Annotated in this window: 29 protein-coding genes; 19 read left to right on the top strand and 10 right to left on the bottom strand. The window is 56.3% G+C overall.

Annotated elements, in window-relative coordinates:
• Positions 1–221: 221 nt before the first annotated feature.
• The 7 genes from ACIQT8_RS13955 to motA all read right to left on the bottom strand — a co-directional run bounded on the left by ACIQT8_RS13955 (position 222) and on the right by motA (position 6,993).
• Positions 222–1,508: a flagellin gene (locus ACIQT8_RS13955; protein WP_138794576.1), complete on the bottom strand. Its 1,287-nt coding sequence runs from the start codon at positions 1,506–1,508 to the stop codon at positions 222–224.
• Positions 1,509–1,824: 316 nt separating this feature from the next.
• Complete coding sequence (locus tag ACIQT8_RS13960; protein ID WP_262524454.1) at positions 1,825–2,262, bottom strand: hypothetical protein; 438 nt, start codon at positions 2,260–2,262, stop codon at positions 1,825–1,827.
• 4 nt (positions 2,263–2,266) lie between these two features.
• The gene (gene flhB / locus ACIQT8_RS13965; protein WP_138794574.1) at positions 2,267–3,346 is read right to left on the bottom strand and encodes a flagellar biosynthesis protein FlhB; all 1,080 of its coding nucleotides are present in this window, start codon (positions 3,344–3,346) and stop codon (positions 2,267–2,269) included.
• Positions 3,347–3,473: 127 nt separating this feature from the next.
• Complete coding sequence (fliG, locus tag ACIQT8_RS13970) at positions 3,474–4,517, bottom strand: flagellar motor switch protein FliG (RefSeq protein ID WP_178340709.1); 1,044 nt, start codon at positions 4,515–4,517, stop codon at positions 3,474–3,476.
• A 27-nt stretch (positions 4,518–4,544) separates the two neighbouring features.
• Positions 4,545–5,099: a flagellar motor switch protein FliN gene (gene fliN, locus ACIQT8_RS13975; protein WP_262524447.1), complete on the bottom strand. Its 555-nt coding sequence runs from the start codon at positions 5,097–5,099 to the stop codon at positions 4,545–4,547.
• A gap of 65 nt (positions 5,100–5,164) precedes the next feature.
• The gene (locus tag ACIQT8_RS13980; RefSeq protein WP_138794571.1) at positions 5,165–6,124 is read right to left on the bottom strand and encodes a FliM/FliN family flagellar motor switch protein; all 960 of its coding nucleotides are present in this window, start codon (positions 6,122–6,124) and stop codon (positions 5,165–5,167) included.
• The gene (gene motA, locus ACIQT8_RS13985) at positions 6,121–6,993 is read right to left on the bottom strand and encodes a flagellar motor stator protein MotA (RefSeq protein WP_138794570.1); all 873 of its coding nucleotides are present in this window, start codon (positions 6,991–6,993) and stop codon (positions 6,121–6,123) included. The genes ACIQT8_RS13980 and motA overlap by 4 nt, the downstream gene beginning before the upstream one ends.
• 181 nt (positions 6,994–7,174) lie before the next feature.
• Here motA and ACIQT8_RS13990 point away from each other — a divergent pair, with 181 nt between their 5' ends.
• From ACIQT8_RS13990 to ACIQT8_RS14080, 19 genes are all read left to right on the top strand, one after another.
• A complete protein-coding gene (locus ACIQT8_RS13990; RefSeq protein ID WP_400966383.1) occupies positions 7,175–7,954 on the top strand; it encodes a DUF1217 domain-containing protein in 780 nt (259 codons plus the stop codon).
• A gap of 1 nt (position 7,955) precedes the next feature.
• Positions 7,956–8,690: a flagellar basal-body rod protein FlgF gene (gene flgF / locus ACIQT8_RS13995; protein WP_400966154.1), complete on the top strand. Its 735-nt coding sequence runs from the start codon at positions 7,956–7,958 to the stop codon at positions 8,688–8,690.
• 11 nt (positions 8,691–8,701) lie between these two features.
• A complete protein-coding gene (gene fliI, locus ACIQT8_RS14000; RefSeq protein WP_400966157.1) occupies positions 8,702–10,096 on the top strand; it encodes a flagellar protein export ATPase FliI in 1,395 nt (464 codons plus the stop codon).
• 3 nt (positions 10,097–10,099) lie between these two features.
• A complete protein-coding gene (locus tag ACIQT8_RS14005; protein ID WP_400966160.1) occupies positions 10,100–10,660 on the top strand; it encodes a hypothetical protein in 561 nt (186 codons plus the stop codon).
• 165 nt (positions 10,661–10,825) lie between these two features.
• Complete coding sequence (flgB, locus tag ACIQT8_RS14010; RefSeq protein WP_138794566.1) at positions 10,826–11,218, top strand: flagellar basal body rod protein FlgB; 393 nt, start codon at positions 10,826–10,828, stop codon at positions 11,216–11,218.
• 4 nt (positions 11,219–11,222) lie between these two features.
• Positions 11,223–11,642 (top strand): flagellar basal body rod protein FlgC, encoded by a 420-nt coding sequence (gene flgC / locus ACIQT8_RS14015; RefSeq protein ID WP_138794565.1) that lies wholly within the window; start codon positions 11,223–11,225, stop codon positions 11,640–11,642.
• A complete protein-coding gene (locus ACIQT8_RS14020) occupies positions 11,639–11,974 on the top strand; it encodes a flagellar hook-basal body complex protein FliE (protein WP_400966163.1) in 336 nt (111 codons plus the stop codon). The genes flgC and ACIQT8_RS14020 overlap by 4 nt, the downstream gene beginning before the upstream one ends.
• A 21-nt stretch (positions 11,975–11,995) precedes the next feature.
• A complete protein-coding gene (gene flgG, locus ACIQT8_RS14025) occupies positions 11,996–12,784 on the top strand; it encodes a flagellar basal-body rod protein FlgG (protein WP_138794563.1) in 789 nt (262 codons plus the stop codon).
• Between the two features lie 20 nt (positions 12,785–12,804).
• Positions 12,805–13,290, top strand: a complete 486-nt coding sequence (gene flgA / locus ACIQT8_RS14030) for a flagellar basal body P-ring formation chaperone FlgA (RefSeq protein WP_138794562.1) — start codon at positions 12,805–12,807, stop codon at positions 13,288–13,290.
• Positions 13,287–14,408 carry a flagellar basal body P-ring protein FlgI gene (locus tag ACIQT8_RS14035; RefSeq protein ID WP_138794561.1) on the top strand — a complete coding sequence of 374 codons (1,122 nt, stop codon included), beginning with the start codon at positions 13,287–13,289 and terminating at the stop codon, positions 14,406–14,408. Before flgA ends, ACIQT8_RS14035 begins: the two co-directional genes overlap by 4 nt.
• Positions 14,405–14,941 carry a MotE family protein gene (locus ACIQT8_RS14040; RefSeq protein ID WP_138794560.1) on the top strand — a complete coding sequence of 179 codons (537 nt, stop codon included), beginning with the start codon at positions 14,405–14,407 and terminating at the stop codon, positions 14,939–14,941. Before ACIQT8_RS14035 ends, ACIQT8_RS14040 begins: the two co-directional genes overlap by 4 nt.
• On the top strand, positions 14,938–15,654 hold the full coding sequence (gene flgH / locus ACIQT8_RS14045) for a flagellar basal body L-ring protein FlgH (protein ID WP_138794559.1): 717 nt from the start codon (positions 14,938–14,940) through the stop codon (positions 15,652–15,654). The genes ACIQT8_RS14040 and flgH overlap by 4 nt, the downstream gene beginning before the upstream one ends.
• Before the next feature lie 28 nt (positions 15,655–15,682).
• Positions 15,683–16,189 carry a flagellar basal body-associated FliL family protein gene (locus ACIQT8_RS14050; protein ID WP_400966169.1) on the top strand — a complete coding sequence of 169 codons (507 nt, stop codon included), beginning with the start codon at positions 15,683–15,685 and terminating at the stop codon, positions 16,187–16,189.
• Positions 16,186–16,923 carry a flagellar type III secretion system pore protein FliP gene (gene fliP / locus ACIQT8_RS14055; protein WP_138794557.1) on the top strand — a complete coding sequence of 246 codons (738 nt, stop codon included), beginning with the start codon at positions 16,186–16,188 and terminating at the stop codon, positions 16,921–16,923. Before ACIQT8_RS14050 ends, fliP begins: the two co-directional genes overlap by 4 nt.
• Before the next feature lie 372 nt (positions 16,924–17,295).
• Positions 17,296–18,219 carry a flagellin gene (locus ACIQT8_RS14060; RefSeq protein WP_400966173.1) on the top strand — a complete coding sequence of 308 codons (924 nt, stop codon included), beginning with the start codon at positions 17,296–17,298 and terminating at the stop codon, positions 18,217–18,219.
• Between the two features lie 407 nt (positions 18,220–18,626).
• Positions 18,627–19,550 carry a flagellin gene (locus ACIQT8_RS14065; RefSeq protein WP_400966176.1) on the top strand — a complete coding sequence of 308 codons (924 nt, stop codon included), beginning with the start codon at positions 18,627–18,629 and terminating at the stop codon, positions 19,548–19,550.
• A gap of 246 nt (positions 19,551–19,796) precedes the next feature.
• Positions 19,797–20,735, top strand: a complete 939-nt coding sequence (locus ACIQT8_RS14070) for a flagellin (RefSeq protein WP_400966179.1) — start codon at positions 19,797–19,799, stop codon at positions 20,733–20,735.
• A 1,069-nt stretch (positions 20,736–21,804) separates the two neighbouring features.
• Positions 21,805–22,224: a helix-turn-helix domain-containing protein gene (locus ACIQT8_RS14075; protein ID WP_400966182.1), complete on the top strand. Its 420-nt coding sequence runs from the start codon at positions 21,805–21,807 to the stop codon at positions 22,222–22,224.
• Positions 22,212–22,661: a hypothetical protein gene (locus ACIQT8_RS14080; protein WP_400966184.1), complete on the top strand. Its 450-nt coding sequence runs from the start codon at positions 22,212–22,214 to the stop codon at positions 22,659–22,661. The genes ACIQT8_RS14075 and ACIQT8_RS14080 overlap by 13 nt, the downstream gene beginning before the upstream one ends.
• 34 nt (positions 22,662–22,695) lie before the next feature.
• Here the strand turns inward: ACIQT8_RS14080 and ACIQT8_RS14085 are convergent, their stop codons facing one another.
• The 3 genes from ACIQT8_RS14085 to ACIQT8_RS14095 all read right to left on the bottom strand — a co-directional run bounded on the left by ACIQT8_RS14085 (position 22,696) and on the right by ACIQT8_RS14095 (position 24,446).
• The gene (locus tag ACIQT8_RS14085; protein ID WP_400966186.1) at positions 22,696–23,856 is read right to left on the bottom strand and encodes a tyrosine-type recombinase/integrase; all 1,161 of its coding nucleotides are present in this window, start codon (positions 23,854–23,856) and stop codon (positions 22,696–22,698) included.
• A gap of 212 nt (positions 23,857–24,068) precedes the next feature.
• The gene (locus tag ACIQT8_RS14090) at positions 24,069–24,257 is read right to left on the bottom strand and encodes a hypothetical protein (protein WP_400966189.1); all 189 of its coding nucleotides are present in this window, start codon (positions 24,255–24,257) and stop codon (positions 24,069–24,071) included.
• A gap of 57 nt (positions 24,258–24,314) precedes the next feature.
• Positions 24,315–24,446 carry a hypothetical protein gene (locus ACIQT8_RS14095; RefSeq protein WP_400966192.1) on the bottom strand — a complete coding sequence of 44 codons (132 nt, stop codon included), beginning with the start codon at positions 24,444–24,446 and terminating at the stop codon, positions 24,315–24,317.
• Positions 24,447–24,451 lie beyond the last annotated feature (5 nt).

The raw sequence follows: 24,451 nt of genomic DNA on the forward strand, positions 1-24,451 counted from the left end.
CTTGTTGTTTGCGATCAAAGCCGTTCAGCGGCATCACCGTCATTCTTGCTACCTTGCCCGTCTCTTCAACGACACTTCCCGCCAGTTCGCACATAGCGGCCTATTCGACATTGCAATGACGTTAGGTGTCCAAACTTGTGCGAGGATGAAGATGAGGCCGTTTCCTTCCTCTGGCTCTCAGTTCAGCCACGCGCTGGCGCCTTTGCTGGCGCGCGAGCCGCTTATTTGAAGAGCTGAAGAATGTTTTCGGCGTTCGCGTTTGCGATCGACAGGGCCTGGATACCGAGCTGCTGCTGCGTCTGAAGCGCCTTCAAACGGGTCGATTCTTCGTTCATGTCAGCATCGACGAGACGACCGATACCCTTGTCGATAACGTCCATCAGGCTCGAAACGAAGTTTTCCTGCATGTCGATACGGCTCTGCAGCGAACCAAGGCTGGAGGCCGTGCTGGTCATCGCCTCAAGCTGCTTGTCAACGAATGACATCATCACATCGATCGCGTCTGCATCGGTGTAGGTGACGGCGCCGCCGGTAAATGCGCTCATGGCTGCGGCAACGACATCGAGCTTGTCGAGAGACATCGTCGAGACGGAGAAGCTCAGCGTCCGATCGGACGAAAGCGAGGCCGCAGACGTATCGTAAAACCACGCGGTGTTACCCGTATCCGTGTAGGCCGGCGACACGGTTGCCGTGCCGCTCGAAGGATCAGTGGTGGTCACCGGAACCCAGACATTTTCAGCCAGACGCAGATAATTGTTCGAGCCATCACTATAAACCGATGGATCGGTATTGGTGTCCGTCGTGCCCAAAGCGCCGATTTGCGCATCCGTCAGCTTGGGAACGACGTATCCAGTCGAGGACGTGACACCGGTATCGGTGGACGTCTGGTGAACCTGATATTCGTCGTTGGCGACAAAAACCGCGTCCTTGTCCAGAATGCCGAACTTTCCACCGCTGAGGTCGAACAGGACGGCGCTGCTATCAAGAACATAGTTGACGGTCGTGACGCCAACGCTGCCAGAACCGGTTCGCGTGAAGGACGCGACAACCTTCTTGGTGATCGGCGTTTCGGAAGGCGGCGTACCGCCATCGCTGATGCTTGCCTGCAGCCAGTTCTCGCCGGAGAACGATGCCGATTCGGAAATGCTTTTCAGCTGCTCCTGGAGCTGCTCGATTTCGTCCTGAATCTTGCCGCGATCAGCGCCGACGCCGTAGGCGGCAACCAGCTTTGCCTTGATCTCCTTGACGACTTCGATGGTGCTTTCAAGCGCGTCGTAGGCGGTATCGACCTTCGCCGCGCCGAGGCCGAGCGCGTCCTGCACTGCAGAAAGCGCTGTGTTGTCGGACCGCATCGTCGTGGAAATCGACCAATAGGCTGCATTGTCGGCCGCCGTTTCGACGCGATAGCCCGAGGAAACGCGCGCCTGCGTCGTTTCAAGGCTCTTGTCGATCATGCGAAGGGTCTGCAGCGCAGCCATAGCTGCCGCATTGGTCAAAATGCTGGTCATGAGTTCCGCTCAGTTCGTACTGTCAGGGAAAATCCGGCGCCTTGCCGGAAACGACCAGAAGCATCATGCGCATCAGCGATGGCTTGAAACCGCCATCGCGACCTGTCGTTCGTTAACAAATCGTTAATTCGATACGTAACAAACAACTCAGCCGATTTGCAAGCCATTCCTTAATTTTCGTTAGTAGATTCAATCAATGCCGAAGGTTTCAGGCAAGCTAGAGCCTGTGGTGAGGCAGAAATCGCTCCACAAACGAAGACTGCGCCTGACACACGCGGCAGGCGCAGCATTTTTTCACCATGCAACCTGAAGAGAATCAGGCCGCCTCGCCCTGACGACTGGAGACAAAACGTGCCTCGCGGAAGCTGCGACGCAGAAACTCGGTATTCTCGTCCGGATTATCCGATGGGTTCTGGAAGGAAATATGATTGATTTCGATTGCCGCATGTTCTGCGGCGAGCGTCAATTGCGCATACACAGTGGCGCCACGTGGTTTCAATTCCAGATCGATAACAACTTCGGGAACGCCTTCCCATTCTAATTTATATTCCCCACCCGCACCGAAATTGATGGTGCCGGGATGGTAATAAAGCTCCGCAGCCGAAGACACGAGGTCGGCGATACTGCCGTAGCACTCGAAACGGAGCAATGAAATCAAATCAGCCGGATCGAGCAGGCGCAATTCCGTCGCTACAGGGTTGATAGCCTCTGCTACGATCATTTCTCGCTGTTCAGAATAAGGGCATTTTTTCATCTAATTATTGAACCCGTAATTTCGGTGATTTCCTGGCGTAAACCCGATGCACGAGTTCAGCCACAGCCTTGTAAAAGACTGGTGGAATCACATTATCGGTCGAGACTTGCGCAAACATGGAGCGCGCAAGCGGGGGATCGACAAAAACGGGGATATCGTTCTTTTCCGCAATCTCACGGATTTTCAATGCGATAAGGTCCTGCCCCTTGGCAACGACGATTGGCGCGTCGCTTTCTTCGCGGACATAACGGAGTGCCACCGCAAAGTGCGTCGGGTTGGCAATCACCAGCGTCGCGCGTGGGACATTGTTGATCATGCGGCGGCGAGCACGATCGCGGGCAATCGAGCGCTGGCGGGATTTGACGACCGGGTCGCCCTGCGACTGCTTGAATTCGTCCTTCACTTCCTGCTTGCTCATCTTCAACTGGCTGAACCAGTGATGGCGCGTCCACAACAGGTCAACCGCCGCCAGAAGTGCCGTCGACAGCAGAATGACGATCATCATTTTTTTGACGACATCGATCAGCTTGACGAAAATGACCTGAGGGTCGGAAAACATCAGATCGATGATGTTGTAGTATTCTCCGCGCAGCGCGAAGAACATGATGATCGAGACAATCAGGATCTTGAAAAGAGACTTCCCGAATTCGACAAAACCCTGGACACTGTAGATGCGTTTGAACCCTCCCGCCGGGGACACGCGAGACCATTGCGGTCGTACCCGTTCCAGCACCGGTGACGGCAGGTTCTGGAAAATGGATGAAGCAAGACCGAAAACCATGAACAGCAACATGGCCGGCAAGAGCAGATTGGCGATTGCCATGCCGAGAAAGAACAGCAGAGACGTGACATCCGGGCTGGCACTCAGGTTCCATTGCTCCGGCTGACCGAAAAGGTCTTTCAAAGTTTCGCCGATGCGCCCGGCACCTTCAGGCAGGAAAAAGACGAGATAGCAGTAAAAGGCGAGCGAGGATGCAAAGATCGGCACTTCCCTGGAAAACGGAAGATTGCCTTTTTCGGCCGCATCACGGATTTTTTTCTCCGTGGGGGCTTCTGTTTTACTGTCCTTGTCCTCGTCCGACACGGCCCGTTCCCCGCGATAAAAAAGGGCCCACCGATACCGGCAGGCCCGTTGTCAGGAAACTAACGATCAGGGTTGCGGATCGCAACGCCCTTCCCGGTACGCGGCCGGGTTATCAACCGGCTTCCGCTCAGGCGGCTGCCGATTGGGTGGCTTCGGCAACGTCCTTGAGCTGGATCTGTCCGGAATTTGCCAGACGGATGGCTTCCTGTGCGACGGCGCGGCGGGCGATGGCCACTTCGCGGGTGTTGATCGATGCCTGCGGAACGGCGAGGTCCGATTCGATCATGCGGCGCTGACGCGGGCTGATGCTGGACAGGACACATTCCTTGATCTCGGCCGTGGCGCCACGCAGCGCCATGGTGAGTACATCGCCGGAAACGTCGTTGAGAAGCATGACACGGCTGCGCTGCGGCATGAACATGAGGTCGTCGAAGAGGAAGATCTTCGGCTTGACCTTGTTGGCGGCTTCCTTGCTGAGCGTTTCGAGAGAGCTGAGCAGGGTATCGACCTGCGGCTTGTCGAGTTCGTTCATTAGGTCTGCGACCTTCGTGGAGCCACCCGCATTCCGCTCTGCCTCGATTTCGTTGATGAGGTTCACCACACGCTTTTCGATGATCTGAGCGGCCGTCGGGCTGACTTCCTTCATGTTGACGGTTCGGTTCATGATGTCGGCACGCTGTTCTTCGGGAATGGTCAGAAGAACCTTCGCCGCGAAGGAAGATGGCAGCATGGAGAGGATATAAGCGATGGTCTGCGGATGTTCGCGCAACAGGAACTTTCCGACAAAACCAGGCTCTGCATCCTGAAGCCGATCCCAGATCGACGCTTCGTAAGCCTGGAAGGCCGTGCGACGGCCCAGAAGGCTGTCCACCTCTTCCGGCGTAAGCCCTTCTTCGAGGATGCTTTCGATGGCTTTGGCGTTGTCCATGAGACCTGTTCCTTCCGTGAACAGGTCCTCGAACTCGGCAACGATCTGAGCCAGCTCGTCGGGAGGAATGACGCGCAGCGTCTGGGCCGAGGAAATGATCATCTGCAGTTCATGCTGCGTGAAAAATTTCAGCAGCTTGCCTGCGACGCCTTTTCCCATGGCCAGAAGCACAGCGGCCGCCTTGTCGGCCTGAGACAACGGCTTCCCCGCCACAGGGTTACCGAAATCCTCAAAGTCCATCATGGTCTTTCCTCTCCGTCCCCACAGGGATCAGGCTTTTCTCGTACTCAGTACTTCAATCAATTTTACGCCGAAGCGCGTATCGTCATCTTCAAGAACAGTAATCTCGCCGCGCGCAATGCGGCGACCATTGACCATGATCTCGACGGGTTCGCCGATCTTACGGTCGAGCGCGATGGTTGCGCCTTCCTCGAGGCTCATCAGACCCGACACCAGCATGCGGCTTGTGCCGAGAACAATCTGGACATCAATCGGAATGTCCATGATGAGATCGAGATTGTCCGACAGACCGCTGCCGAGTGGCGCCTTGACGCCAGCAACATCGGACGTTGCCGAAAAGTCGTCCATTGCGAAGCTGTCGCTTGCAAAGCTCCCGGCGCCACCGCCGAAAGCTGAAAGATCTGTATCCTGCGCTGCATCGCCCGCGTCTCCGAAATCACCGAAGTCGCCAAAACCGGAAAGAGAGCCTTCCGCGTCCGTTTTCAGAACGCCGCGCAGATCGCCGATAGCCTGATCGATATCGTTGCCGTCATCAAGTGACGGCAGCGTCGTATCGTCGGTCACAGGTGTTTTCTTCGTAGCCATGCGCTGATTATTCCCTTTGAAACTTGCGTCAGCCTGCCCAAAACCCGCGAAGGGTAGGCCAAGTTTTAACTCATCAAATGTCGTAGGATCTCGTCATCCGTACTGACATTGTTTTTGACACGAACCATGTAGCGCTCACCGGACTTGCCGAACTCGCAATTGTAGAGCTTCGAGCCATTGGCGCTCACCTCAACACCGATATCGTCCTGTTTTGCGGCCTGGAATGGAATGACGTCGCCCACCATCAGTCTCGAGATCGTCTTCAGCGTGAGCGTCTCGAGCGTGATTCGCGCTTCGAGCGTGACCTGCGATCGCTTTACCTGCTCCGAGATCATGTCCATCCACTCTTCCTGCTTCTTCAACGCCTGGGCGGAAGGCTTGGGAGCCACAATGGACGTCTTGAGCAACGGACGCTGCGGAACGATAAGAACGAATTCGGAGGCGACCTTGCCGATGACGATCTTCATGCGGATCGTCATGCCATAAAGGCCGGCGAGCTGCTCATCGAAGGCACTTTTGCCGTTGGAATTGAAAGGCGGATCGATCGTCGCCTCAAAACCACCAGGTGCGTTCACGCCGGAACGCAGAACGCCTGCGATGCGACCCATGACCATTGCAGCAAGATCAATTTCGATGTGCGACAGGCTGCGCTCATCAGGCTCGCCGATGGTGTCGGGAGCGGCACCGAGCATGCGTTCCATCAAGGCAATGACAAAACCATTGCCGAGCGCCATCATGAAGTTGGGGCACCAGTTGCGCAGCGAGCAATCGGCAACCGAGAAATTCTCGCCGACATTTGCGATCAGATCGGTCATCAGTCCCGATTCGGAGCCGACATATTCGACCTCGATGGCGATTCCGGTTTCGCTATGGAAGATATCCGGAAGGAATTCGCTGTAGAGGCGGCCGATGTCCGTGCCGATCTTGGCGACCGTCTTGCGGTCGGAGAGACCGCCCGTGAGTTTCGCCAGCAGTGCGGAATCGATTGTCGGTGCGTGTTGCTGTGCCGCTTGTGCCATCGTCATGCCGCCTTGTTTTCGCCGCCAGGATTCATCATTTCCTGCTCAACGGCATCGATCGAAGGACGCTCGTAGTTGGAGATCGTCTTGCGGCCGTATTCCAGCGCCACCTGCGGCACGGAGCCGTTCATGTAGGCAATCAGCGTCTGCTTGACGATGATGTAGAGACGGTGCTGTTTGGTGCGGACGATCTTGACCTGCGATGCGAGCGGGTTGCAGATCGAGTAGGACAAAATGATGCCGAGCATGGTGCCGACAAGCGCCGCGCCGATCAGGCCGCCAAGCACTTCCGGCGATTCGTTGATCTTGCCCATGGCCTTGATAACACCCAGAACCGCCGCGACGATACCGATGGCCGGGAAGGAATCGCCCATGGTCGTAATCGCATGGTAGGGCTTCAGCTTGTCGTGCAGGATGGTTTCGATTTCCTCGTCCATCAGCGCCTCGATCTCGTGGCTGCGCGCGTTGCCGATGATGATCAGGCGCACATAGTCACAGATGAAAGAGGTCAGTTCCTTGTTCTTCAGAACCGAGGGTGCCGCCTGGAAGATCGAGGATTCGTCCGGGTTGTCGATATGCGCTTCGATCTCGTTTCGCGACTTCGTGCGCAGATCGCGCATCAGCGAATAGAGCACGCCGAGAACGTCGAGATAGTTGCGCTCCTTGGGAACCGAGTGCTTGAAAGCCTCTCCCAGCGCCTTACCCGAATCTTTCACGACCTTCATCGGGTTTGCCATGATGAAGCCGCCGAGGCCTGCGCCTCCGATGATCACCAATTCAAACGGCTGAACGAGGACGTCCAGATGACCGCCCATCGCCATGTAGCCGCCGATGATGCAGCCGAAGGTGATTACAAGTCCAATTACAATATTCATTGATCGCCCACGCCCGAACAGTGTTCCATACGGCCATCTCTAGAAAATGTGGCTTGCGTGAACCTGTCCGCGGCCCGCGTTCATCACCGTTCCGGCAAACAGTTTCGCGCAAGCAACCGGCGTCACAATGGGTGCAAAGGCAGATTTGTGCCTTGTCATCAACAAGAGAACGGTATTCCCCGTGACGTCGACCTACACCAGCTACCAGTTGATCAGCCAAGACATCGGCAAATCGCTCGACCGCGTGTCCAAGCAACCGGATGTGGCACGGGAAACCGAATACTATTTGTCAAAGATATCGGACGTGAAATCCATCGACGATTTCATGGCCGACACGCGGCTTTATAATTACGCTCTCAAGGCACACGGCCTGGAAGACATGGCATATGCCAAGGCCTTCATCCGCAAGGTTCTGACGGAGGGCGTGGACAACAAGGACGCCTTTGCCAACAAGCTGTCAGACAGCCGTTACGCCGACCTGGCGAAATCCCTGAATTTTGCCGCCGACGGTGCAGCGGCAACCTCCACGGACGCGGCGAAATCCGGCGTCATCAGCAAATATAACCGCACGACGCTGGAGCAATCAGCCGGCGACGACAACACCGGCGTGCGGCTCGCGCTTTATTTCGAGCGGATGGCGCCGACGATCACCTCCGGCATGGATTTTCTGGCGGATGACGCGCTGGCGCAGGTCTTCCGCACGGCTTTCAACCTGCCCGACGAGTTCGCCGCGACCGATGTCGACAAACAGGCGGCACTCATCGAAAAAACGATCAATATCAAGGATCTGCAAGAACCCGAGAAGGTGGGAAAGCTCCTCGAGCGCTTCACCATCATGTGGGAAATGGAAAATCCTTCGACAACATACGACCCGCTCGCCGTTTTCGGCTCTTCCAGCGGCTACGGCATCTCGCCGGACCTGCTGCTTTCCATCAATTCCCTGAAACTCGGAGGCAAATGATATGCAATCCGGACTTTACGTCGCCCTTTCCTCGCAGATCGCGCTTGAGCGTCGTCTCACCACCATCTCCGACAACATGGCGAACGTGAACACGGTCGGCTTTCGCGGCTCCGAGGTAAAATTCGACGAGATGATTGCCAAGACCCGCAATGACATGAACGCGAAGATCGCGTTCGTTTCGCAGGGTAACGACTATCTTTCCACGCAACAGGGCGCTTTCGAGCAGACCGGCAACTCTTTCGATTTCGCCATCAAGGGCGACGCATGGTTTTCGCTGGAGACGCCGGATGGCCAGGTGCTGACCCGTGACGGCCGCTTCAGCATGCGTCCGGATGGCGCGCTGATTTCCTCAAACGGGTATCCGGTTCTCGACGCGGGCGGTGGCCCCATCCAGTTGAACCCGAATGGCGGCCCGATCACTGTCGGTCTCGATGGCGCAATCCGCCAGAATGACAATATCGCCGCAACGCTCGGCATCTTTCAGGCAGATCTTTCGCAAGGTTTCCTGCGCCATCCAAACAGCGGCGTAAAGCCTGTCGCACAGCCCGTTCCCGTTGCCAACAATCACGAGATCGGTGTCGTTCAGGGCTATGTCGAAGAGTCCAACGTCAACGGCATTTCGCAGATGACGCAGCTCATCCAGGTCAACCGTGCGTTCGAAAGCATCTCTTCGTTGATGCGCGACACGGAATCCACCTTCGCTGAAGGCATCAAGACACTGGGCGGCGCCCGCTGAGGATTTGACGGATGAAAGCGCAGGACTCCCTGCTTTCGGCCAAGGCGATTTCACCCAAACTCGCCCAGCTCGCCAGCCTGGCGGAACACTATGCCAACCCGGATTTTTCGATTGCTCCGGGCGGTCATGTGAGGACCATTGCAGCCGGACACTACACGGTGTCCGGTCTTTCGCGTCATGTCAGGCTTGGCGAGTTCGTCGCGCATCGCAGTGCGACCGGAATCCATCTTGGCGAAGTGGTCCGTGTCGAACCGGATATCTGCTATGTCTGCCCTATCGAGCCGGGCGAGCCTATCGGTATCCACGACACGGTGATCCGCAAGGGGGCTTTTCGCGTTGCACCCGACGATAGCTGGTGCGGACGCACGATCAATGCGCTTGGCGAACCGATCGATGGCGGCGGCCCCCTGTCCTCGGGCACGGATCGACGCTCGATTTCCAACAATGCCCCTCCGTCCATGACGCGAAAGCGGGTCGAAACACCATTCAAGACAGGTGTTCGGGCAATCGATATCTTTTCGCCACTTTGCCTGGGTCAGCGCCTCGGCATCTTCGCCGGTTCGGGCGTCGGCAAATCGACCCTGCTTTCGATGCTGGCCAAGGCCGATGCCTTCGACAAGGTAGTGATTGCCCTTGTCGGCGAGCGCGGACGTGAAGTGCGCGAGTTCATCGAAGACACGATGGGCGACAATATGGTGAAGTCGATCGCCGTCGTCGCGACGAGTGACGAGAGCCCGATGTTGCGCAAGATGGCACCGTTGTCCGCTGTCACCATCGCAGAGCATTTCCGCGATAAGGGTGAGAACGTTCTTCTCATCATCGACAGCGTCACGCGCTTTGCACATGCGATCCGTGAAGTGGCAGTTGCCTCTGGTGAACCGCCCGTGGCACGTGGTTACCCGGCGTCGGTCTTTACCGAGTTGCCGCGCCTGCTGGAGCGTGCAGGTCCTGGCGCCGAAGGCACCGGCACCATCACCGCAATCGTCTCCATTCTGGTCGACGGCGATAATCACAATGACCCGATCGCCGACTCCACCCGCGGTATTCTCGATGGCCACATCGTACTGGATAGAAGCCTCGCCGAAGAAGGGCGTTATCCGCCCATCAACCCGTTGTCATCCATCTCGCGTCTCGCCAAGAAGGCATGGACACCGGATCAGGAAAAGCTGGTATCCCGCCTGAAGGCGCTGGTGCATCGCTTCGAAGAGACACGCGATCTTCGCCTCATCGGCGGCTACCGGCAGGGCACCGATCCTGATCTCGATATGGCGGTCAAACAGGTTCCCATTATCTACGAAACGCTGAAACAGCTTCCGAGCGATCCGGCAGCCGAGGACGCCTATGCCGATCTGGCAACCGCCTTGCGTGGCGGCATGCAGGCGCAAGCCAACCAGAGAAGGGTCTGACCCGTGAAACGCCAACAGAAAAACACTCCCGAAAACGGCACGGACCTACCAAAGAAGGTCTTTTTCACCCCCGATCGCATCCTCGCCTGGACCGGTATCGGGCTTGCAGCAGCGGCTGCCTTCTTTCCCTGGTACGTCTTTTTCAATGAAGACAAGTTCGGCATGAAGGTCGCAAGTGGTGACCGCACACGAGACCTGCCGCATACGGGACCACGTGAAGTGTTCAGCGTTTCTCCGATGGCAATGACCAACCGTAACAAGGCAGATATGCCACCGGTAGAGCTGCCTGATATGCTGACCACCGCGACCGTCAGTGAAGACGGCAAGGAGAAACAGAACGATCTTGCCGCAGGACGAGCTGATCAGCCGTTCCCGGGCAAGACCTCGTTCCGGCTGCTGCATGTTGCAAACGGTCGCGCACTGATCGAGGATGGTTCGGGCCTCTACATGGTGCGGATCGGTTCAACACTTCCAGACAACGCGTTGTTGACCAAGATCGAGCAGCGCGACGGGGAATGGTTGATCGAGACATCGGCCGGCAAGACATATTACCCCGAACGCTAAATCCTTCATTTTAAAAACAAAAGCGCGCCCTGAAACGGCGCGCTTTTTTTGTTTCTCAAGCGCGCAAATCGGCAGAGAGCTGCGTCTTTTCCAACTTCGACCTCTCCCGTAAGTCTGACGCAAGATTGGTCCCGTAGGTTCCGGCCATACGAAATGGAGAAGTCTATGCAACCGATTCAACTGTTCGAACTGGCATCCCGCCAAGCGGAATGGCTGAGCGTGCGGCAGGAAGTCGTGGCGACCAACATTGCCAACGCCAACACCCCCAAATTCCGCGCGAAGGATATCAGCCCGTTTGAGGCTGTCATGCAGTCAACCGATCAGCAGGTTGGCATGGCAAAGACTCATCCTGCCCATTTCGGTGCCAGCAATCTCAGCGAAAACGTCGAGGTCCGCGATACGGAGGCCAACAACGAAATTGGCATTCAGGAATCCGGCAACACGGTCGCTCTGGCATCTGAAATGACCAAGACCGGTGAGATCAAGCGTCAGTACGACCTGAACGCCAATCTCGTCAAATCCTTCCATCGCATGATGTTGATGACGGTAAAGAGGTAAACTGATGGACCCCTTGAGCGCGGCAAGCAAGATCGCCGGCAGCGGACTGGAAGTGCAGTCCACGCGTCTGCGTATCGTTTCGGAAAACATCGCCAACGCCCGGTCGACCGGCGACACACCTGGCGCTGATCCCTATCGCCGCAAGACCGTAACCTTCGGTTCCGAGCTGGATCGCGCCAGCGGCGTCGAACGCGTCACGGTCAAGAAGCTTGGCGAAGACAAGGGCGACTTCACCCACGAGTACGATCCCGGCAACCCGGCAGCCGATGGCAACGGCATGGTGAAGATGCCGAACGTCAACATCCTGATCGAAATGGCAGACATGCGCGAAGCAAACCGCAGCTATGACGCCAATCTTCAGGTCATCCGCCAGACGCGTGACCTCGTTGCCTCCACCATCGACCTTCTGAAAGCATCACAATGATTGACGGTATCAAACAGCTCAGCTCCCTCTCCCTGACGCGTGGTGCAAACAGCGTTTCGTCCCTGACGGAAAACGTGCTCGGCAGCCAGCAGGCGACACCCGGCCAGCAGACCGGCATGAGCTTCGCCAACGTTCTCGGCAACATGTCCGTCGACGCGATGAACAATCTGAAAAAAGCGGAAGTGGCGTCTTTCGAAGGCATTCAGGGCAAAGCAAACACCCGCGAAGTGGTCGACGCAATGTTGTCCGCCGAGCAGTCGCTGCAGACAGCAATCGCGCTCCGCGACAAGATTGTCACGGCCTACCTCGACATCACAAAGATGCAGATCTAGCACCAGCAGGAAAGTAAAGACATGAGAGCTCTTGCCATCGCTGCGACCGGTATGGACGCCCAGCAGACCAACCTGGAAGTCATCGCCAACAACATCGCGAACATCAACACCACCGGCTATAAGCGCGCACGTGCGGAGTTTACCGACCTTCTTTATCAGACCGAGCGTATGCAGGGCGTGCCGAACCGCGCCAACCAGGCGATCGTTCCGGAAGGCGCCAATATCGGTCTTGGTGTGCAGACATCCGCTGTCCGCAACATTCACACCCAGGGCAACCTGATCGAGACCGGCAACAATCTCGACGTTGCAATCATCGGCCAGGGCTGGTTCCAGATCGAAGCCGCCGACGGCTCGACGCTTTACAGCCGTGCCGGCGCATTCAACAAGAATGCCGACGGCGATCTGGTGACGATTGATGGCTATAACGTCATCCCGAACGTCAACATTCCGACTGACGCCACCGACATCACCATCACCCGCACCGGGCAGGTGACGGCACGTATTGGTAACGCAACGGAGTTCACCGAACTCGGTCAGTTGACGATTGCGAACTTTGCCAACGAGGCTGGCCTGAAGCCGCTCGGCGATAACCTCTTCGCACAGACACCGGCGTCGGGCGATGCCGTGATCGGCGTGCCGGATGATCCGAGCTACGGATACATCAAGCAATCCTATCTCGAAGGCTCCAACGTCGATGCCGTCAAGGAAATCACGGATCTCATCACGGCGCAGCGTGCGTACGAAATGAACTCCAAGGTCATTACCACGGCTGACGAAATGGCATCGATTGTCAGCAAGAACCTGAAGTAACAACGGAAAGGCGGGCGAACATGACGTTTAGCCAGAGAAATAGCAGCTACAGAACGGCACTCGTCCGTTTGTTCCTGACGTCCGCCATTTCATTGACGGCCTTCGCCGCTGCGGCGCAGTCTCCGATGGCGCTGGTTCCGACGCGCACGATCTATCCGGGCGAAACCATTACGCCCGACCAGGTCAAGCCGGTGGAAGTGACCAACCCCAATCTCTCGTCGGGTTACGCCAGCCATGTCAGCGAAGTGGATGGCATGGTTTCGAAACAAACCCTGCTTCCCGGGCGCACCATCCCGATCGCGGCACTGCGTGTTCCATCGCTGGTGACACGAGGAACCAACGTCAAGCTCGTCTTCACGATCGGCAATATGACACTCATGGCATCCGGCACCCCAATGACTGATGGCTCGATGGGCGATGTGGTGCGCGTGCGCAATATCGATTCCGGCGTCATTGTGAATGGCACCGTGATGCAGGACGGCACTATCCAGGTGATGGCGAAATGAGAAGTTTGCGTATTCTGGCCACGGCGTTTCTGGCCGCAGCCCTCCCCTTTCTCTCCGCGCTCCCGGTTCAGGCCGATACGTCGCGGATCAAGGACATTGCCTCGCTGCAGGCCGGTCGCGACAACCAGCTCATCGGTTACGGTCTCGTCGTCGGCCTGCAAGGCACGGGCGACAGTCTGCGCTCATCGCCGTTCACCGAGCAGTCGATGCGCGCCATGCTGCAGAACCTCGGCATTACAACACAGGGCGGCCAGTCGAACGCAAAGAACATCGCGGCCGTGATGGTCACGACGAACCTGCCGCCTTTTGCGAGCCCCGGCAGCCGCGTTGACGTGACCGTCAGTTCGCTCGGCGACGCCTCTTCGTTGCGCGGCGGTACCCTCATCATGACGTCGCTTTCGGGCGCGGACGGTCAGATCTACGCCGTTGCGCAGGGCGCCCTGATCGTCAACGGTTTTTCCGCGCAGGGTGATGCTGCGACACTGACGCAGGGTGTCACGACCTCCGCCCGCGTGCCGAACGGCGCAATCATCGAGCGTGAGCTGCCTTCGAAGTTCAAGGATTCGGTCAATCTCGTCCTGCAACTGAGAAACCCCGATTTCTCGACCGCCGTCCGGGTGGCCGATGTCGTCAACGCATTCGCCCGCGCCCGATATGGCGACGCGATTGCCGAACCGCGCGATTCGCAGGAAATCGGTGTTCAGAAGCCGCGTACCGCCGATCTGACACGCCTGATGGCCGAAATCGAAAATCTGACTGTCGAGACCGACACGCCGGCCAAGGTTGTCATCAATGAGCGCACGGGAACGATCGTGATCGGTGCGGATGTCCGTATTTCCCGCGTAGCGGTCAGCTACGGCACCTTGACTGTGCAGGTTACGGAAACGCCGCAGGTGATCCAGCCGGCACCGTTCTCACGCGGCGAGACAGCCGTTCAGCCGCAGACCGACATCATGGCCATGCAGGAAGGCAGCAATGTCGCCATTGTGGAAGGTCCGGACCTTCGCACACTGGTTGCCGGCCTCAACAGCATCGGTCTCAAGGCCGACGGCATCATCGCCATCCTGCAAGGCATCAAATCTGCCGGTGCCCTTCAAGCGGAGCTCGTGCTGCAATGATGAACGTTCAACGCACCCGCAGTCTTTCCGATAACCTCTGCCGGTTTGCCGCAGTCGCGTCTCTGCTGTTCCTGCTTCCCGCCGCAACGGCGGAAAGCCAGCAGAACGTCGTCTCCGAACTCAGCACGCAGGATGAAATCCAGCGCTTCTGCACCAACATTGCCGACGCGGCCCGCGACCAGCGTTATCTGCTGCAGAAACAGGAACTCGAGAAACTGCAGGCTGATGTCAACGAGCGCATCACCGTTCTCGAAAACCGCAAGGCGGAATACGAGGACTGGCTGGCACGCCGCAATCACTTCCTCAATCAGGCAAAAGCCAATCTGGTCGACGTCTACAAAACGATGAAGGCCGATGCGGCAGCGCCTCAGCTTGAGAAAATGCATGAGGAAATTGCAGCCGCGATCATCATGCAGCTACCACCCCGTCAGTCGGGCCTGATCCTCAGCGAGATGGATGCTGCCAAGGCAGCCCTTGTCGCCGGCATCATGTCGCAAGCTACCGACCCGAACACCTCGAAGGACCCTTCATGACCTCTCGTATTCCGGCCCTCCTTTTGCCGCTCGCGCTGCTTGCCGGCTGCCAGAACAACCAGACCCTGAAGGAAATCGGCAACGCGCCTTCGATGAGCCCGATCGGCAGCGGTCTGCAGTTCAGCCAGACGCCGCAGATGGGCATGTATCCGAAACAGCCGAAACACATGGCAAGCGGTTACTCGTTGTGGAGCGATACCCAGGGCGCGCTGTTCAAGGATCTGCGCGCGCTCAACATCGGCGACATTCTGACGGTGAACATCCAGATCAACGACAAGGCCGATTTCGACAACGAGACGGAGCGCAACCGCACCAACTCCAGTGGCCTGAACTGGAAAGCCAATGCACAGGTCCTGGGTTGGAACCCGCAGGCGGACTCCAGCATCAACTATGGCTCGGACACCGATACGCAGAGCAAAGGCAAGACCAAGCGCTCGGAAAAGCTGACGCTGCTCGTCGCAGCAGTGGTCACCGGCATTCTGGAGAACGGCAACCTGATCATCAGCGGTTCGCAGGAAGTCCGCGTCAACCACGAGATCCGCATTCTGAACGTCGCCGGTATCGTACGTCCGCAGGACGTCAACGCCGATAACATGATCTCCTACGAGCGCATCGCCGAGGCACGCATCTCTTACGGTGGTCGCGGTCGCCTGACCGAGGTTCAGCAGCCTCCGGTTGGCCAGCAGGTCGTCGACCTGTTCTCGCCGATCTGATGCTGTCTTGATGGAGCGGACCTAAGCCATGGACAATGCACAGGCAGAGGAAAAGAAAAAGTCGTCGCCTCTGGTCATGACTATCGTCGGCCTTGCCATCCTGACCGTTCTTGGCGGCGGTGGTGGCTGGGTGCTGGGCGGAATGATGGCGCCGAAGATTTCCGGCGCCACAGCCGCTGCCCATCAGCAGGCCGCAGCAGGCGGGCATGGCGAGAACAAGGAAGAAGGCATCCCGAAAATTCCAGCCGAAGCCAACGGCATCGTCCAGCTCGACCCGATCACCACCAACCTCGCCTACCCCTCGACCAACTGGGTGCGGCTGGAAGTGGCTCTCATGTTCAAAGGCCCTGTCGAAGTCGGTCTGGCGGAAGATATCCATCAGGATATCCTCGCCTATGTAAGGACTGTGTCTCTCCAGCAACTCGAAGGGCCACGCGGCTTTCAATATCTTAAGGATGACATTCAGGAACGAGTTGACCTGCGCTCACAGGGGCGCGTATCCAAGGTCATGTTCCGGACCTTTGTCATCGAATGATTCGATTTTTTGTAACCCTCGCCGTCCTTCTCGCCTTGCCGGGTCTTGCCAACGCCCAGCAATTTCCGTCTGATTTGTTCAACACACAGATCGACGGTTCGGTGGCGGCGTGGATTATCCGCACTTTCGGACTTCTGACGGTCCTTTCGGTCGCTCCTGGCATTCTCATCATGGTCACGAGCTTTCCGCGTTTCGTGATCGCGTTCTCGATCCTGCGCTCGGGCATGGGCCTCGCATCAACGCCGTCCAACATGATCCTGCTGTCGATGGCGATGTTCATGACCTTCTACGTCATGTCGCCTACCTTCGACAAAGCATGGACGGATGGTGTCCAGCCATTGTTGCAGAACCAGATCAACGAGCAGCAAGCCGTAGAGCGGATTGCTGAGCCGTTCCGTACTTTCATGTCGGCCAATACCCGCGACAAGGATCTCAAACTTTTTGTCGATATCGCCCGTGAGCGTGGACAGGAAGTGATGACGGCGAACGTTATCGACTACCGTGTGCTGGTTCCGGCGTTCATGCTTTCGGAAATTCGTCGCGGTTTTGAAATCGGCTTCCTGATCATTCTGCCGTTTCTCGTCATCGACCTGATCGTCGCGACCATCACCATGGCCATGGGTATGATGATGCTGCCGCCGACCTCGATTTCGCTGCCGTTCAAGATTCTTTTCTTCGTGTTGATTGACGGCTGGAACCTGCTTGTTGGCAGCCTGGTAAGATCGTTCAATTAACGGCCGCTGTGCCGAACTGACACCCATTAACCCTGTTTCTTAACCCCGCAGCCCCAGTGCTGCGGGGTTTTTGCATTTTAACGGCTTGCTTACCAATTTCTCTAGGGGCTGGGTAACCATAGTTTTAAATTAAAAACTTACCACTTAAGTAAACTTAACAGTAACCATAAGTATTCTCGAGTATTTCTTAACGACCAAATTAATAATTGCGCAATTTTTCGCTGCGAAATTCCGATCACACGCAGCGGATTTGGTTTCTGGAAACAAGTATTTCTGAACCGATTGGCATGAAGCCGAAACGTTGTGGCCGGTAATACGAGTCCGGAATGTCCCCACTCCAGTATCTCGTTAAAAACAAGGGACACATTTATTATGGCGAGCATTCTCACCAACACCAACGCAATGGCCGCTCTTTCGACCCTGCGCACCATCGCTTCCGACATGTCGACCACCCAGGACCGTATTTCTTCCGGCCTGAAGGTTGGCGCAGCTTCGGACAACGCTGCTTACTGGTCGATCGCGACCACCATGCGTTCTGACAACAAGGCTCTTGGCGCTGTTTCTGACGCGCTGGGCATGGGCGCTGCCAAGGTTGATACCGCATACGCCGGTATGGACGCTGCAATCGACGTCGTCACTGAAATCAAGGCAAAGGTTGTCGCCGCCAAGGAAGAAGGCGTTGACAAGGCCAAGATCCAGGAAGAAGTCACGCAGCTTCTCGACCAGCTCAAGTCCATCGGCACGGGCGCATCGTTCAACGGTGAAAACTGGCTGGTATCCGATGCAGCCGCCACCAAGACGGTTGTTTCCGGCTTCGTTCGCGACAACGACGGCAACGTCAGCGTCAAGACGACGGACTACGCTCTGGACAAGGCGTCCATGCTCTACACCGTTGACGCTACGGCTGGCACGGTTACCGCTGACTCGGGCATCCTGAACACGGTTGGCGAAGACAAGACTGTTGGCGCTGTTACCTACACGCAGATCTCCGTTCTCGACCTCGACGTTGAAACCGCTGATCTCGACAACGCGCTTTACTCCGTCGAAACCGCTCTGACGAAGATGACAAGCGCGGGTGCCAAGCTCGGCTCGCTGTCTTCGCGCATCGATCTGCAGAGCGACTTCGCTGACAAGCTGTCCGACACCATCGAACAGGGCGTTGGCCGTCTCGTTGACGCTGACATGAACGAAGAGTCCACCAAGCTGAAGGCTCTTCAGACGCAGCAGCAGCTCGCTATCCAGGCTCTGTCGATCGCCAACAGCGACTCGCAGAACATTCTCTCGCTCTTCCGTTAAGAGCCGAGCATCTCATAGTCCTTCGGGGCTGGGGGAACCATTTCTTCCAATATGCATTCGGGGGCTGACCAAATGCATATCCGGACAGAAAGCATACAAGTCCGAGAGGCTGAATCGGACTGAATGCATAAGAGAGGCCGCATCCCGAATACGGATGCGGCCTTATCTTTTTTTTAAGCATTTCGAACTACGCGCGCGCACGCGCGAAGGTTGTAATTTCATTTTGCAAAACAACAGATTTGTCTTCCTGACTTATCAATTCATTAACCAACCTGGCGTTACCTAAGCTCATTGAAACGGCGAGCTAACATTAAAAATCAGCCAGTTAGCAAGCATGACGCTGCGCGCCGTTCCCGGTGAACCCGGAATGTCCCTTCTTTAATCAGCCATTCAAGGGGCACACTACTATGACGAGCATTATCACCAATATCGCCGCTATGTCCGCTCTCCAGACCCTTCGCACGATCGGTCAGGACATGGAAACCACACAGGGCCGCGTTTCTTCCGGCCTGAAGGTTGGCGAAGCTTCGGACAACGCTGCTTACTGGTCTATCGCGACCACCATGCGTTCCGACAACATGGCTCTCTCCGCCGTCCAGGACGCCCTTGGCCTTGGCGCTTCGAAGGTTGATACCGCATATGCCGGTATGGAATCCGCGATCGAAGTCGTAAAGGAAATCAAGGCAAAGGTTGTCGCTGCCAAGGAAGAGGGAGTTGACAAGGCCAAGATCCAGGAAGAAGTCACACAGCTTCTCGACCAGCTCAAGTCCATCGGCACGGGCGCATCGTTCAGCGGTGAAAACTGGCTGGTATCCGATGCAGCCGCCACCAAGACGGTTGTTTCCGGCTTCGTTCGCGACGGCGACGGCAACGTCAGCGTAAAGTCCACAAACTACGAACTGGACAAGGCGTCCATGTTCTACACGGTCGATGCAACGAGCGGTGCGATCACTGCCGACACCGGCATCCTGAACACGGTTGGCGAAGACAAGACTGTTGGCGCTGTTACCTACACGCAGATCTCCGTTCTCGACCTCGACGTTGAAAGCGCTGATCTCGACAACGCGCTTTACTCCGTCGAAACCGCTCTGACGAAGATGACCAGCGCCGCTGCCAAGCTCGGTTCGCTGTCCATGCGTATCGGCCTGCAGGAAGACTTCGCAACGAAGCTCTCCGACGCTATCGACTCCGGCGTTGGCCGCCTCGTCGACGCAGACATGAACGAAGAGTCCACCCGCCTCAAGGCTCTGCAGACGCAGCAGCAGCTCGGCGTTCAGGCTCTGTCGATCGCCAACTCCAACTCCGAGAACGTTCTGTCGCTCTTCCGTTAATCGGACCGACAAAACAAAAAATCGAAGAAGGCCGCGCATCTGCGCGGCCTTTTTTCATTTAACCCGCCACATTTTGTTAACTTCGGTAAATTCCATTTAATCTTTGTTAACCATTCCTACCTTAACTGAGGCCATCGAAAGGATCGGTTAACCAAGACGAAAAAGAGGTTAACAGGCATCACGCCGTTACGTCCTTCCCCGCCATCCGGGATGTCCCTTTTCCTCAGCCAAGTAGGGGCAAATTCAATGACCAGCATTCTGACCAATACCGCCGCCATGGCCGCGCTCCAGACCCTTCGCACCATCGATGCGAGCATGGAAGAAACCCAGGGACGCGTCTCGTCCGGCCTTCGCGTCGGCACTGCTGCCGACAACGCCGCTTACTGGTCGATCGCGACCACCATGCGCTCCGACAACATGGCCCTCTCCGCCGTCCAGGACGCACTGGGCCTCGGCGCTGCCAAGATCGACGTTGCCTACTCCGCCATGGAAAGCACAATTGACGTCGTCGAAGAAATCAAGGCCAAGGTCGTAGCCGCGACCGAAGAAGGCGTCGACAAGTCGAAAATCCAGGAAGAAATCGATCAGCTTCAGGAGCAGCTCAAGAATATTGCCGAAGGCGCATCCTTCAGCGGCGAGAACTGGCTGATCGGCGCGGGTGTAAAGACCGTCGTTTCGGGCTTCACCCGCGATGGCGACGGCAATGTCTCGGTCACGCAGACGCAGTACACCCTGAAGGATGCCGAGGACGTGGACGGCCCCGCCAACACGCTGTTCGGAACGGATGCCGCCGGTGTCATCGACACCACAACCGGTATTATCGGCAGGCCAGGCGACGCATCAACCATTTCCCTGTTCGAACTGGACCTTAATGTCTTCGATGATGCGGCACCGCCAGCCTACAGCATCAACGATGTCCTGACTGACGTTGAAAAAGCTTTCCAGGACCTCAGCAGTGCAGCATCGGCACTCGGTTCGATCGCCATGCGCATCGAGCTGCAGGAAAACTTCGTCTCCAAGCTGACCGACTCGATCGACAGCGGTATCGGCCGCCTTGTTGACGCCGACATGAACGAGGAATCGACCCGCCTGAAGGCGCTGCAGACCCAGCAGCAGCTTGCGGTCCAGTCGCTCTCAATCGCCAACACCAATTCCGAGAACATTCTGCAGCTATTCCGCCAGTAAGCGGCGCCCAATGGCTACGGGCGGTTTCGTCCCGCTCTGGCAGCAGCAGACTATCTCGGTTACGGAAACCGCGCTTCCCAGAAGCGCGGTTTTCGCGTTTTGGAGGGATGAACGCCATCAACGCACAGTAAAAGCTGTAGACCGACAGCCGTTCCGACGCGGATCAAAAACGATGAAATCATCCACGCTTCGGGGAAAGTGAGAAATGAATAATCGTAACGGGCGTTGCGAAATGCATCACACCACACGACATCCGCAATTGCGGAAAACTCAACAAGGCATTGAATATTCTGGGGAAATGGTGCTGCTAGAGAGATTTGAACTCTCGGCCTCTCCCTTACCAAAGTTCTGAACGGCACATTCTAAGTTTAAGCGCTACCCTTACAATTCGCTTCGTGTTGCGTGAACTGCACGAATTTTGCACAAGCTTCTCAGGTCTGGCTTTGAGCACTTACTCCAGAGACAACCTCACGTTTTAAAACTAAATGCGAATCATCATGAGTTATGTAAGTGTTTCATAGAAAATGATTCCCAATCGGAAAATCTTAATCTCTTGTTAATCGGGAAATGTTGACATATATGTCAATAAGAAATGCGCTAGAGAAGCTGTCCGGCCAGAGTGGGCCACTTCGATTGCACGTCCCGGTGCGTCGGTCGTTCACTGTTGAGCGGCACATTTTCTTAGGTCCGCAGGTCCAGAGGTTTGTAGATTGCCATGAAGAGCTTGAAACCAAATTCCACCAAGTCGCTGGTCGGACGTTGGCGTTGTTCGACCGCTTTTCTAATGGATCATATCTTACTTTCGGAGTTAATCCCCACGACAAGAAAAGCGTGAGCTGGATCGCCAGAGTCGACCCAGTGCACGAAGGGATTGTTGATTTCAGGATCACAGACCCAAATCCTGCAGTGCGCGTATTTGGAGGGTTTGCAATGCCGGACGTCCTTGTCCTTTTAACGTGGGGACCGAGGGAGGGAATGGATTTTCGCGCCGAAGTTGCCAGGTGCAAGGAACAATGGAAAACGCACTTCGTTGATCATGAGCCAATAGTATCAGATAGAGTTCAGGACCATGTCTCAAAGCAATTTAGAATTGGCTAAGCCGGTCGATAGTGAAGCGATCTCGCCACGTGCGCTTGGCTATGTGACAGAGAACGCGCGCGCCGAAGTATTCGACCTCGTCGTGCGAAACTGCATAGAGTCGGGGATTAGCAACGCTCTTTTAGCGAAGAGGATGGGCAAAGACCCTGCTCAGATCTCGAGGCTATTGGGTGCGCCAGGAAACTGGACCATTGATACAATCGCAAAGCTCCTATTTGCTATAGATGGGCGCTTCCTTAACGTTGACTCGTATTGGCCGGAAGATGAAGCGCGAGCAAACATGCGGCATGCGACATGCTTTGTGGAAAAAGCAAAACTGAATGTTGTGATCGTCCGCTATAACGCGCCACGGCGACCCGTAAGCAAGAGATGTTTATCATGGACCAACTGACGATCAGCGCGGTTTTCTGCGAAGATATTCGTCAAGAGCAAAGTGGTCAGTTTACTTTGGTTGGTGTTTATCCGGGCGTCGCGTTCGTGGATCACGGCGAGACAGAGTTCTTCGCGAATTGGATTAAGATCGATGGTCTTAGTCCGGGTCCGCATCAGCTACGATTCAAAGCCGAGTTCGAAGACAGCCACGGCCAGACGGTTTTTGCTGACCGTGAGATCGAAGTGGAGAGCCCAACCGAAGAGTCTGCATTGGTCCTAACACCTACGGGCTTAGGCATTACGCCGGAGCATTCAGGCTCGCTTTCGCTTTCAATTTCTATCGATGACGAAATAAAAGCTTCTAGGTGGCGGAAGATCGCAATGATCAAACTCCAAGTTTCGCCACCGCTTGACGATGAAGAGAAGGAAGAGGTCACGCTTGAGGATTTGCTCTAACTTGAGCATCAATGTGCCTTCAACAAACGTTTAATCATTTGGCGCTTCTCGTTATCGTCGCCTTGGATTTCCCCCACTTAACCAGCCGGCGCGACCAATAGACTGGCTCGACCCACCAATGTAGGTCGCGCCAGAGTTGGGGAACCGGGAGCGTGTTGATTGCGTCAATCAAGGGCTGTTGGGGAATGTTGGTGTAGTGGCGGCTCATGTCGTCTGCAGCATGGCCGATGATCTGGTCTTTTTTGTATGGGTGAACGTCGTTGATGATGAGCTGCGTCGAGACTGTATGCCGCGCGGTGTAGGGCGAAATATCCGTCATGATGATGCCGCGCTCTTTGAGGCGACGGCGCGCGCCAGTGATTGCGGAGGAAATCTGCCCTCCGAATTCATCGGTTGGCGGGTATGGTTCGCCCTTGTGGGTGCGGAATACTGCGCCGCCCCTCACCTGCAATGCAGTGAATAACGGCACAAGGAACTCGTGCATCGGAACGCCACGCGGCTCTCCTGTCTTGCTGTATTGAATTGTTATCCATCGGTCTTGAACGTTCACGTCTTCGGCCCGCAAAACGAAAAGTTCAATCGGGCGCATACCGGTGTAGAAAAGCGCGGTCATAACCTGCGCAGCGGCTGGCGACATTTCCGCAACAAATTGGGATGCTCGATCATACGTGGTTGGCTTTGTACCCGCCCTCGTCTTTGTCGATCTTACAACGTTGGTGCCTTTTGGCGCGCGCGGTCGCCTCCACTGGCGCGGCTCAGCCCAAAGGTTCGTGACAGCATTATTCCAGACTGCAATAAATGGCGTATGGCATTGCCGATTCCTGGTTTCCGGGGAGGCCGTAGGAAACAGCTTGTCGGCTGCGTCGTCTAGGTCCCTTTGCGTGAGGTCTTTCAGCATCTTGTTTCGGAAATGGGGAACAAGTCCCGAGGCCACGCCGTCTTTCTTCGCGATCTTGATAAGGAAGCGTGACGATCCACCGGCTTTTATGTAAGCGTTGGCAGCTTCTGTGAATGTTATGAGAGCCTTCTTTCCGTGGATGCTCTCCGTCAGTAGGTCCGCCTCGGTCTTGATGCGGATTTGCTCTGCGCTTTCGCGGTCGCGTGTGCCAGTAGACTCGAAAACGCTTTTTCCTCTGACCGTACCCCTGATGTACCAGACGTCCGAACCTTTTCTTTGGGTGAGTTTAAGGGGCATCGAAGTATGTTCCAAATGTTTTGAAGATCGCTATCGCTGAACAGCATGTCACGACCCGATATGCTACAAAATCCGTGTTCGCGTGCGACCTTAGCGACGTGACGTTTAGTCATGCGCAGATGGGCCGCAGCCTCTTGTAGCGTGTGAATATTCCCGACAGGGCTAGTCATTGGCGGTCACAGTCATGCGCCATCAAAAAGCGGAACACGTCATCACTTCGCATAGTGAACTCCATTGATGATGCGGACGGATTCGACAAAGCCGGGACGATGGCGGCGGGCCTTCTGTTCGGCGCGCAGGGCGTTGGCGGCGGTCGTGGTAATGGTGAAGCCGTCATAGAAGCGGACCCGAAACAACGGCTGTCGCGCTTCGGTCTGGCTCTCGGATTGCTGCTGTTTCATGTTCTCCCTCCGGTGGCAACTTGATTGCTGGTGAGTGTGGCCGTGTCTGAGCGGTGCTCAGAAGTAGAAGGCTGCGACGGCGTAGCTGGCCGTAAGAAGGGCTGCGGCGCATACGCCCACGATGGTCTGCAGAACGCGGACCTCGTTACCTGCTGGCGAGTTGGTGATGATCGGGGAAATGGTGAACATGCGGT

This window comes from Agrobacterium sp. NPDC090273, assembly GCF_044772305.1.
Taxonomy (GTDB): Bacteria; Pseudomonadota; Alphaproteobacteria; order Rhizobiales; family Rhizobiaceae; genus Agrobacterium.